9 protein-coding genes are annotated in these 11,983 nt (G+C 32.2%); 1 reads left to right on the top strand and 8 read right to left on the bottom strand.

Features of this window, described 5'->3' with window-relative positions; all coding sequences use genetic code 11:
• Positions 1–16: 16 nt before the first annotated feature.
• From HMPREF3265_RS03680 to HMPREF3265_RS03665, 4 genes are all read right to left on the bottom strand, one after another.
• Positions 17–1,531, bottom strand: a complete 1,515-nt coding sequence (locus HMPREF3265_RS03680) for an ABC transporter permease/substrate-binding protein (protein ID WP_070861050.1) — start codon at positions 1,529–1,531, stop codon at positions 17–19.
• Entirely contained in the window at positions 1,528–2,496 is a 969-nt protein-coding gene (locus tag HMPREF3265_RS03675; RefSeq protein ID WP_070861049.1) for an ABC transporter ATP-binding protein, read from the bottom strand. The genes HMPREF3265_RS03680 and HMPREF3265_RS03675 overlap by 4 nt, the downstream gene beginning before the upstream one ends.
• A gap of 184 nt (positions 2,497–2,680) precedes the next feature.
• Positions 2,681–4,459: a DNA helicase RecQ gene (gene recQ / locus HMPREF3265_RS03670; protein WP_070839894.1), complete on the bottom strand. Its 1,779-nt coding sequence runs from the start codon at positions 4,457–4,459 to the stop codon at positions 2,681–2,683.
• A gap of 14 nt (positions 4,460–4,473) precedes the next feature.
• Positions 4,474–6,354 (bottom strand): ABC-F family ATP-binding cassette domain-containing protein, encoded by a 1,881-nt coding sequence (locus HMPREF3265_RS03665; RefSeq protein WP_070441819.1) that lies wholly within the window; start codon positions 6,352–6,354, stop codon positions 4,474–4,476.
• Between the two features lie 119 nt (positions 6,355–6,473).
• Here HMPREF3265_RS03665 and HMPREF3265_RS03660 point away from each other — a divergent pair, with 119 nt between their 5' ends.
• On the top strand, positions 6,474–7,292 hold the full coding sequence (locus HMPREF3265_RS03660) for a ZIP family metal transporter (RefSeq protein WP_070441822.1): 819 nt from the start codon (positions 6,474–6,476) through the stop codon (positions 7,290–7,292).
• 218 nt (positions 7,293–7,510) lie between these two features.
• Here the strand turns inward: HMPREF3265_RS03660 and ltaS are convergent, their stop codons facing one another.
• The 4 genes from ltaS to HMPREF3265_RS03640 form a co-directional block, all read right to left on the bottom strand.
• Complete coding sequence (gene ltaS, locus HMPREF3265_RS03655) at positions 7,511–9,448, bottom strand: polyglycerol-phosphate lipoteichoic acid synthase LtaS (RefSeq protein WP_037548486.1); 1,938 nt, start codon at positions 9,446–9,448, stop codon at positions 7,511–7,513.
• Positions 9,449–9,986: 538 nt separating this feature from the next.
• Positions 9,987–10,991 (bottom strand): 5-oxoprolinase subunit C family protein, encoded by a 1,005-nt coding sequence (locus HMPREF3265_RS03650; RefSeq protein ID WP_070581427.1) that lies wholly within the window; start codon positions 10,989–10,991, stop codon positions 9,987–9,989.
• Entirely contained in the window at positions 10,979–11,695 is a 717-nt protein-coding gene (locus tag HMPREF3265_RS03645; RefSeq protein WP_070581428.1) for a 5-oxoprolinase subunit B family protein, read from the bottom strand. The genes HMPREF3265_RS03650 and HMPREF3265_RS03645 overlap by 13 nt, the downstream gene beginning before the upstream one ends.
• 24 nt (positions 11,696–11,719) lie before the next feature.
• The gene (locus HMPREF3265_RS03640) at positions 11,720–11,926 is read right to left on the bottom strand and encodes a hypothetical protein (protein ID WP_037548483.1); all 207 of its coding nucleotides are present in this window, start codon (positions 11,924–11,926) and stop codon (positions 11,720–11,722) included.
• Between the last annotated feature and the right edge of the window lie 57 nt (positions 11,927–11,983).

Genomic DNA, 11,983 nt, shown 5'->3' with positions numbered 1-11,983 from the left:
ATTTTCACGTGACTATTTATTTTACTAAACCTTCTTTTTTAAGATAATGTTTCGCAACATTATATGGATCTTCATTTTTCACGGTAACTTTGTAATTCATTTCTTGCATCTCTTCATCTGAAATTTTACCCTCTAATTTGTTGAGCGGTTTTTTAATTTCTGGATGTTGTTTTAAGAATTTTTCTTTAAACATTGGTGCACCTTGATATGGTGGGAATACGTGTTTATCATCTTTTAAGACTACCATATCATATTGTTTTAATTCTGCATCTGTTGAATAAGCGTCAATTAAATTAATGTTATCTTTTTCTACTGCAGTATAGCGTAATTTAGGCTCCATTTTTTTAACATTAGATAAGTTGAGACCATAAGCTTTCGACACAGCTTTATAACCATCAGGTCGATCATTAAATTCCATAGTGAACCCTGGTTTAATTTTATCTTCAACCTTTTTTAAATCACCGATTGTTTTAATATTATTTTCTTTAGCAAAGTCTTTCTTCACCGCTAAAGCATACGTATTATTATATTTCATAGGTTTTAACATCGTCATGTCATATTTCTTCTCTAGACTTTGTTTAGCTTGTTGATATACTGCATCTTCTTTTTTGGATTTTAAATCTTCTTTAGTTAATTCACCTAAAACTGTCCCTGTAAATTCTAAATATCCATCGATGTCGTCTGATTTTAATGCATTAAATAGGAATGATGTTTTACCCATACCATCTTTAACATCAACTGTATCATCCGTTTCATCCTCAATTAAAATTTTGTACATATTCGTAATAATTGAAGGTTCTGAACCTAATTTACCTGCAAGCGTAATTGTGTCACCTTTTTTACCGAAAAGTGGTACAACAACGACTAATAGTATAATAAGAATCATTGCACCTACAGTGATTAGTAGTTTCTTATAAGATAATTTCTCCATATAACGTAGTATTAAATCAAACATAATTGCGAGTAGTGCAGCAGGAATCGCTCCGATAAGGATTAGAGACGTATTGTTACGGTCAATACCTAGTAAAATTAAATCCCCTAGTCCACCAGCACCAATTAATGCGGCTAAAGTTGCTGTACCGATAATTAGAACCATAGCAGTACGAATACCGGCCATCATCACTGGCATAGCTATTGGCAATTCTACTTTAGTCAAACGACGCATCGGTTTCATACCAATACCTTTTGCTGCTTCAATAAGAGACGGATCAACTTCTTTAATGCCAGTATATGTATTTCTCAAAATTGGCAACAGTGCATACACAACTAATGCAATAATAGCTGGCACGCGACCAATACCAAATATTGGAATCATTAACCCTAATAATGCCAATGACGGAATGGTTTGTAATATAGCAGCTATGTTCATAACGACTTCAGATAACCGCTTCGTCTTTGTTAAAGCAATCCCTAATGGCACGGCAATTAAAATTGCGATTAGCAGTGCAATAAATGAAATTTGGATATGTTCCAAGATGGTCGTAAGTACTTCGCCTTTACGATCATTGAGTGTGCTAAATAATTCGCTCATGCTTTAACCCCCTTGTCATTGTCTATCTCAGATAAATACTTAAAGATATCTTCACGTTTTAAGAGTGATTGCGTGGAGGTTGATATATCATTAACAATAACCGCTTCATGTTGGGTTAATGTAGAATAAACTGAACGTAATTGCACATCACTATTGATTTCCGGATAATCATGGTGTGTTTCTTTTTCTGTGAGTGGCGAAGTAATATTAAGATCTTTCAACTGTAATCTTTCTTTATCTTGTTCTAAATGGCTTCCCATAAACTCTTCTACAAATTTACCTTTAGGTTGATTACGGAATGCTTGTGGTGTATCTATTTGTTCAACATGTCCATTGTTAAGTAAACAAATTCGATCACCTAACTTCATAGCTTCTTGAATATCATGCGTTACAAATACAATTGTTTTTTTGATTTTAGTTTGTAATTCTATTAAATCATCTTGTAGTTTTTCGCGACTGATTGGATCCAGTGCACTAAAAGGTTCATCCATCAATATAACTGGTGGATCTACAGCTAATGCTCTTACTACACCAACCCTCTGTCTTTGACCACCTGATAATTCATCTGGTTTACGATTTCGATATTTTTCAGGTTCTAAACCAACCATTTCAAGTAATTCGTCAACACGTTGATCTATATCTTTATCTTTCCATTTTTTCATCTGTGGAACCTGTGCAATATTCTCTTTAATGGTCATATGAGGGAAAAGTGCGATTTGTTGCAACACATATCCAATATCCCATCTCATTTCATAAACAGGATAATCGCTTATTGGTTTATCTTTAAAATAAATATAACCTTCACTTAACGGAATAAGTCTATTAATCATTTTCAAAGTAGTTGTTTTACCACACCCTGATGGACCTATGATTACAAAAAACTCACCCTCATTTATTTTAAAACTTACATCATCAACTGCCACATTATCCCCATAGCGTTTTGTTACATTTTTAAATTCAATCATTTAGTCACCTTCATTTGCTCTACTTATTCAAATAGTCTGCATTCTTATTCCCTATTTAAACATGTTTAATGAGGAATTCATATTAAATTAATCTAAATATAGAAATTACATTTAAAATTAATAATGTGATAATAGAATAAAGGTAAGGTTCGCTACAGAAATAGTAACAACCTTACCTTTCACTTTATATACTCGCTTTATATGAATGTATAATTTCTAAGAATTTTGGACAATAATGTTTCAATTTATAGCTACCAACACCATCTATTGATATCATTTCTTGTTTGGATTCTGGCTTGCGTTTAGCAAACTCTTCTAACGTGTAATCAGAAAAAATACTAACCGGTGCAATATCCAATTTCTCACTTAACTTACGTCGAACTTCAACTAATTCACTGTATAATGCTCGATCTACGCCTTCAACTGTATTGATATAGACTTTTTCTTTGGATTTTTGTTTAAATGGTGTCGTAAATACTTTCTCTTTATTGTTAAGTAACTTTTTAACACTTTCATCACATATTAAGATTTCATCATTTTCGTTTAAAAACCCTTTGAAGCGCAATTCATCAATTAAATGACTTAATTCCGAAGTGGTATAATCTTTCATCAAACCATATGTCGTCAACTTATCATAATCATTATATTTAATATAATCACTTGTTTCTCCACGCAATACTTGAATGATTACGCTATAGCTTTCTTTTTGACGCATGCGTGCGATACAACTAATGATCATTTTAGCTTCTTGCGTCATATCATATGTTTTATTTTGTTGAATGCAGCTACTACATTGCCCGCACTCTTCTAATTTTTCGTTAGGTTCAAAGTAATGTACCACAGTCGCTTCAAGGCATTTTTTCGTTTTCGTGTATTGAATCATTTTAGTGAGTTTCTCACCCATTTTATCTTTATAATCTTCATCAGCCTGTGAAACTGTAATAAAATATTCATGCAATCCTTTATCACGTTCACTAAATAAAAGAATGCATTCACTTTCTAGTCCATCACGACCTGCACGGCCTGCCTCTTGATAATATGATTCTAAATCACCTGGCATATTATAGTGTATAACGTATCTAACATTTGATTTATCTATCCCCATACCAAAAGCATTTGTCGCTATAACAACCTTCACTTTATCATATACAAATTCGTTTTGAGCAGTCTCACGTTCTTTATTTGTTAAACCCGCATGATAAATTGACGAAGAAACATTGATAACATCTAATACTTCTTGTAATTCCTCAACTTGTTTACGTGTAGAGCAATAGATAATTCCTGCTTGTTCTTTATGTTTCTGCACATAATCTACAACAAATTTCTGACGTTGATAGGTAGGATTCACTTTAAAAATAAGATTCCGACGTTTCGTACTTGTTTTTACTTCATCTCGTCTATCGATGTTTAACTTTTCCATAATATCTTGTTGTACTTCTGCAGTAGCTGTTGCTGTTAGTGCAACGATTGTAAAGTTTTGAGGTAACGTGAATACTTTCTTAATTACACTTTGATAACTAGGTCTAAAGTCATGCCCCCACTTAGAAATACAATGTGCCTCATCAAATGCGATAAGATGAATATCAATTCGACTTAATAAACTTAAAAAATATTGATTATCGAAACGTTCTGGCGCAACATATAAAAACTGAATATGACCTTTCATTAAATCATCTTCGATTTCTTTTTGTTGCTTCTTAGTTAAACTACTATTTAAGAATGCTGCTTTAATCCCCATTGCTTTAAGTTGATCAACTTGGTCTTTCATTAAAGATATTAGTGGACTAATTACAATTGTCGTTCCACCTAACATTAATCCAGGAACTTGGTAGCAAATTGATTTACCACCACCTGTAGGTAATACACCTAAAACATTATGATGATCCATTATTTTAGTTATGATTTCTTTTTGACCAGGTCTGAACTTGTCATACCCAAAATAATGCGATAATGTTGCTTCCATACTTTACATTCCCCTTATTGCTCTTTTAGTTCTTCTAATTCACTCCATCTCGTGATATCTGTTTCATATGTTAGTTCTAATTGTTCTTTCTCTTCATTTAATTCTTTGATTATGGCATAATCAGCACTGGCCTCAATCATCTCTTCATCTATTTCTTCTAAGCGTGTTTCAGTTTGTTCTATACGATCCATTAAAGTTTCGTATTCTCGTTTTTCCTTATAAGACAACCCTGATTTTTTTCGCACCGTTGTTTTTTGTTTTGGTTGTTGTGCTTGTTTCTCTAGTGCAACTAATTTATCCTGCTCTTTCTTATAAGACTCATAATCTTCAAAGGCACCTACAATACGTTCCATCTTTCCGTCATGAATATACCAGTACTCTTGAGCGACTTTATTTAAAAAATAGCGATCGTGACTAACAGTTATAACTGAACCACCGAAACTACTAATATAATCTTCTAAAATAGTTAATGTTTCTGTATCTAAGTCATTTGTCGGTTCATCCAGTAACAGTACATTAGGTTGATGCACGAGTAATCTTAATAAATATAAGCGTTTTTGCTCTCCGCCTGATAATTTGTATATCTTCTTACCATGTGTTGAGCTTGGGAACAAGAAACGTTCTAGTAATTGAGTTACAGAAATTGAAGTTCCATCCTTCTCTTTAGCCACTTCACTCTCTTCTCGTAGGTAATCAATCATACGTATATCTCTATCTAACGTTTCTTCTGTTTGTTTAAAGTATGCTACTTTTACAGTTTGGCCAATTTTAAGTGTGCCTGTATAATCGTTCTCTTCTCCGCTTAAAATATTTAATAACGTGGTCTTTCCAGCTCCATTTGGCCCAACTATACCAATACGTTGTCCACTTTGAATAATTTCAGTAATATCTTCAAATAATGTTCTGCCGTTAATTTGTTTTGAAAGTTGTTCCAACTCATACACTTGTTTGCCTAATCTTGAATACGCTAGATTCAGTTGCCCTTTATCTTGAACGTGTTGAGCTTGTACTTCTGATTCCAAATCATTAAAACGATTGATTCGCGCTTGTTGCTTTGTCGTTCTTGCCTTGGCGCCAGCTCTCATCCAAGCTAATTCTTGTTTATATAAAGCCTTTTGTTTTTCTTGTTGTTTTTGTTCAATAATTTCATTTTCTGCTCGCATTGCTATGTAATCTTCATAATTACCTGGATAAGATTTTAATTTACCTCGATCTAATTCAATGATTCTACTCGCAATTTCATTTAAAAAGTAACGATCATGGGTTACGAACAATACAGTATGAGGGTACTGCTTCACATAATTAATTAGCCATGTTATGGATTCAAAGTCTAGGTGGTTTGTAGGTTCGTCTAATAATAATAAATCAGGTTGTTCAATAAGCGTTTTAGCTAGCACAACACGTTTTTGTTGACCACCTGACAGTTCGTTCACCTTTTTAGTCGTATCATTAATACCTAGTTTAGATAATATGGTTTTAATTTCAGCATTATAATCCCATGCACTATTTCGGTCCATAGCCTCTTGTGCTTCCATCATCTTTTGAAAATGCGCGTCATCTTGTTGTTGTGTATATGCATTAACTGCTTCTTCGTAAGCTTTTATAATTTGAAGAGTCGTTGTGTCTGAGCTAAGTACAGCTTGAAAAACAGTCATATCTCCATCTAGATCCTGCTTTTGAGAAGAATATCGTATACGATATTGATTAGGATGCGTAATATCAGCTGTATAATCATCATCTATATTCCCGATAACTTTAAGTAGAGTGCTTTTACCAGTACCATTTATTCCAACCAATCCTATTCTTTCATGTTCAGAAATAGATAGGTTTAAATCATCGAAAATGATTTTATCCGCATATGATTTATTTAAGTGCTCTATTTTATACGCTTCCATGCATCTACTCCCTTTTCCAAATCGAAATATCGAATTTTTTAAATATTTTTGATAAGCTTAAATCAGTTCTATATATTATACACCTTTTTAGGCTTAAATGATACAAGGAGACAAGAGTTATGATTGACTTTTTCGAAAATTTACCGCCTTATTTACAGGCGCTTTTAGCAGGTATTATTACTTGGCTACTCACAGCATTAGGTGCTGCTTCTGTATTTATATTTAAATCCGTAAATGAACGAATACTAACATCTATGCAAGGATTTGCTGCGGGCATTATGATAGCTGCCAGCTTTTGGTCTTTATTACAACCCTCTATTGACTATGGTAAAGATGGTAGTTTACCTGCTTGGTTACCTGCTGCAATTGGCTTTTTATTTGGTGGTATCTTTATACGTGTCCTCGATTCAGTTATTCCTCATTTACATCAAAGAATTGGCGATAAGAGTCAGTACCGCGAGGGTGTTAAGACTTCTTTAAGTAAGAATACATTATTAGTACTAGCTATTACGTTACATAATATTCCAGAAGGACTATCGATTGGTGTTGCTTTTGGTGGTATAGCAACTGGAAATAGTCAAGCTACATTCCTAGGTGCTTTAGGGTTAGCAATTGGTATAGGAATACAAAACATTCCGGAAGGTGCAGCATTATCTATGCCTATTAGAGCGGCAGGCGCGTCTCGTTGGAAAGCGTTTAATTACGGACAAGCTTCTGCGATTGTAGAACCTATCTTTGCTACTATTGGCGCTGCATTGATTTTAGTTATTACACCTGTTTTACCTTATGCATTAGCTTTTGCAGCTGGAGCTATGATATTCGTTGTTGTTGAAGAACTTATACCTGACTCACAATCTGGTAACAACACGGATTTAGCAACACTAAGTCTAATGTTAGGCTTTACAATTATGATGATTTTAGATGTAGCGCTTGGATAAAATTTGCAATTATCACAGATATTTAAATTAACTATTAATCAGCAATTATTTAAATTACAACATCATTTGAGACATGTATCTATAGCATCAACTATATATTGCAACTCAACATGTTGCACATAATCAAAATCATATTAAAAAAGACAATTTCTATTTATTTCAATAGAAATTGTCTTTTTTCATTAGTCTAAAAAATTTATATTATAGACTCTACTTGATTATTTTTGGTTCCCTTTAGGACCAGTTTTGTATTCATATTTAGACGGGTCAATTTTTTTGAAATCAGGATTTTTATAGAATCTGAGCAAGTCACCATTTAAGACATTGTCACTCATTTCTAAATCTTTCTCAACCTGTTTCTTATTCTTATCTAAATCTTTAGGTTCCGTTTCTAATAATTCATTAGTTTTATTAGAATATGCTTTACCGTTTACATATTTGTAATCTTTCGTAATGAAATCACCATTACGGAATGGAATTACATCATTATGATCTTTAGATAACATGTCAGTACCAAACATTAAGAAGTTTTTAGAGTCAATTCCTACTAAATGTAATATAGTAGGCATAACATCCATTTGACCAGCATATGTCTTATCTACTGTACCTTCTTTACCAGGAATTTTTAGCCAGAAACCTGTACGGTTTAAGTCCATAAATTTCGCTGGCGTAATCTTTTCACCTAATAATTTTTCCATCGCATTATTATGGTTCTCTGAAATACCATAATGGTCACCATAAATCATAATAACTGAATCGTCGTATAAACCTTTCTTCTTAAGATCTGTTACGTACTCTTCAAGTGCTTGGTCTAAATAATGCGCTGTTTGAATGTAACCATCAACAGTTGAATCACCTGTATTAGGTTTATCAATATCTGCATCTTCCTCACTCAATGTGAATGGGTAGTGGTTTGTCAATGTAATTAAGTGTGAATAGAATGGTCCTTTCATTTTAGATTGATATTCTGCTGACTCTTTAAAGAACGGTTTATCTTTTAAACCTAAATTAACAATATTATCGTCAGACATATCATAATATGTTGCATCGTAGAACTTATCAATACCAAAATGTTTATAAACTTGGTCACGGTTCCAGAATGTTTTGTAGTCACCGTGCATAACATCAGAAGTATAACCTTGCTTTTGATCTAATATAGCAGGTAATGATTGGTAAGTATTATCACCTTTTAATGAATATGCAGAACCTTGTGGTAAACCATAAAGGCTGTTATCCATTGTGAACTCAGCGTCTGATGTTTTACCTTGACCAGTTTGATGGAAGAAGTTTGGATAATATCTAAAATCTTCGTTACCTGTCGATAATTTATTTAAGAACGGTGTTACTTCTTTACCATTAACCTTTTTATTGATTAAAAAGGTTTGGAAACTTTCTAGATGTATTTTAATAATATTTTTCTTCTTAGCAGCACCAAAATACTCTGAATTTGGTGTTGTATTTTTTTGTTTCGTGTAATTCAATACTTTAGTTAGGTCATCTTCAGAAGCCAATGCTTTTTGTTGGTTATTCTGGATCGTTTTAACGCCATCATAAACTGTAAAGTTATATGGACCTAAATACTTCACTAAATATTTATGGTCAAACGTACGTGTTAATAACTCAGGACGATCTGTTTCAGCAAAAGCTAAGTTCAAGAAGAATAATGCTACTGAAGCAGCCATTACAACCGGTACAAACTTTTTACTGAAGACACGCTTATCTAACCAACTTCCTTTGAAAATAAGGATAAATAGATAAATAATAGTATCTATAAAGTAAACAAAGTCATACCATTTAAATGATGCCCCAACAGCACCACCCATAGACTCAACATTCCCCGCTTGATTAAGTGTACTAAATGTTAAAAAGTCTGAGAAGAATCTAAAATAAACTACATTTGCATATAGCAAGAATGATAGTAAAAATCCTCCAATAAAGATGAACCAATATGCTTTTTTTCCTTTAAAGAATAAGAACACACTTAAAATAAGCGCGATTAAACTATATGGATTCATCAATAGTATTAAGTTTTGAACTAGTCCTTTAACACCCAAAGAAAAATCAACATAATATGAAAAATACGTCTTCAATGTCACTGTAAAAACAGTCAGTAAGAAAAACGCAAAAAGACTTATTTTCTTTTTGTGTAAACTCATGTATGTTTCCTCCGTTTATAGTTATTCAACTTTGAAGAAATGTTAAAGACTTAACCGAAGACTTAAACACTTACTCAAATATGACCGTTATGCAATTACTTACTAATTTTTAAATTTCGCTATTTTAATTTATTAAGAATATGTCATACACATACATTAAATACAAACGATAATTCACTCTTACATATTTGTCCCATTGACGAACTATCCGTTAGTAATGCCTTATGTATACATTGTTGAATGCTATTCTATTTAATTATTAATAAAATATTAACAAATTATGAACTTTGTAATATTATTGTAATATTGCCCGTAGTTCAATATATAAATATATAGTATTTTTACTCATTTATCAAGAAAAAACATCTTTATATATCGACATCTCAATAGTTTGTCACAAATATATATAAGTATAATGATGACGCACTGATTTATTTATTATAGTTTCTTATATGATATTTTTAATCAGACTATAGACTTACTCAATCTATTTAAAAAAACGTTTAAATAAGTCGTACATTTAATTAATTATTAACAGTTATTTCATCATTTCTAATTGCATTCTGAATTCAATGCCGTGAAACAGTTGATTCATCCAATTGCTAAATTTTACAACATTTTTTTCAGCGGTTTCAATATCAATAAATTGGAATTTCAAACGTGACCCTTGTGGTTTCTGTGCAAGTTTAGTCAAATGATAACTCGCAATCGTTCCAATTTGGGGGTAACTTCCTATTGTATAATGATCGTTTAATAAGATAATCGGTGTACCATCTCTTTTAACTTGAATCGTTCCTCTTTTAACAGATTGATGTGCAGGCATATCATCGTAATATGCTTTTATCTTCTCACCATCTAATAACATACCAACACGATTTGATTTATTAGTTACTTTATATTCGCCTTTAATAAAATGGGATTGCGTTTCCTTATCAAAGTCTTCAGTACCTTTATTAGCGATAACATGAAACACGTCAGAGATATAGTTGAACGACAATGCATAACCATCAATCCCCCAATCAGTAGTACGCTTTTCTTTTAGATTTTCAAACAACTTATGATGACGTTCAGTATATTCTCTTTTCATTTCAACTTCATCGCCATTTTCAAGTTTACGCCCGTGATAGCCACCAATGTGAACATTTAAATCTGTAGAATTCGAACCTAGCCAATTGTCTAATTTAAATCCTCCACCTATAGCAAGATATACACGTGACGTTTTATTTGTTTCTTTAAAAGATAACACATCATCTTTACCTAAAAGGTATAGTTTATAAGGTTTTACTCGCAGGTTTTGTGTATAAGCTTCAAAATTTTGACCTGTTAATGCAATTAAAGTAGGTTCGGTGAATCGAATTTTCGCCATAATATGTGTCATTTCAAGTGTTGCTTCATTCTTGTCATTAGCGACAAGACGATTTGCTATTTCATGACCTAGCGTGTCTAAAGCTCCACACGGAATAACACCTGCATATTCATATCCATGACGCCCGAAATCTTGAAAGCTACTAAACAATCCGGCTTTTTCTATTATGATTGACATGGTTTAAATTCTCCTAATTCAATATCTTTGCGTTTTTCTGGTTTGAAAGTGACATTATCTCCTAATTTTAGCAGTGTAAAATCTTCTTGTTCAGGGGTAAATAACGTCATAGGCGTGTACCCTATCACTAACCAATCATTATATGTATCAGTTGTAACAATCCCACATTTTTTCCCTTCAATAATAACTGAACCTGCAGTAACAAGTTTCTTCTTATTACTTGTATGATTAACATACAATGCTTCATTCATTCCAGTTAAATATGGAAAACCAGGAGCATAGCCCATCATAGAGACAAAGTAAGCATTATCAGAATGTAATTGAATAAATTCATCTTTTGTTATTTTGTAATACTCTAGCAAGTCCTGTAAATCGGGACCAAATTCATCACCATAAATAATAGGAATTTCATAGGTCGTGCTCTCATCTTTGTTCATTTCTAATTGTTTTATTTCTTCCTGTATAGATGTTACTAATGCCTTCATATATTGAAAAGGTGAAGTAATATTATGATGTTTAATCATATCTCGAGCATCATAGCAAATCATCATATCTGATTCAGTAGGAACAATTTCAGTTATAAATGGTAAATCTTTCTTTAATAAATGATTACGTACTGCGATTAACTCAGTTGTTACATTTTTAGATACTTCTTTTTCAACCGCAATTACAATTGCTTGATCTCCCTGACTATAAATCTTCATAACTCCACCTCAAAATAATTATATTTAGTGATGATAAAATATATTTAGAAAATCAACCACATAAGGAATGATTGAATTAATTAAAAAATAAATGAATACACATTGAATTAAAACGGTAACGGTTGCCACAATACGTGCCTTAATGAGTGCATTATTATTTAAATATCGATCTGCTAAATATTTACTTATCACATTTAAAATCACAATAATTACAACCCATAATATTGCCATAATTCACTCCGTTAGTTCGTTTTTATCAATAAATACGCATATACTTCCAATATTATT

The organism is Staphylococcus sp. HMSC62B09 (genome assembly GCF_001839115.1).
Classification (GTDB): domain Bacteria; phylum Bacillota; class Bacilli; order Staphylococcales; family Staphylococcaceae; genus Staphylococcus; species Staphylococcus haemolyticus.
Note: the sequence above shows the minus strand (reverse complement) of the source record. Positions and strands in the feature narration are given on the sequence as shown.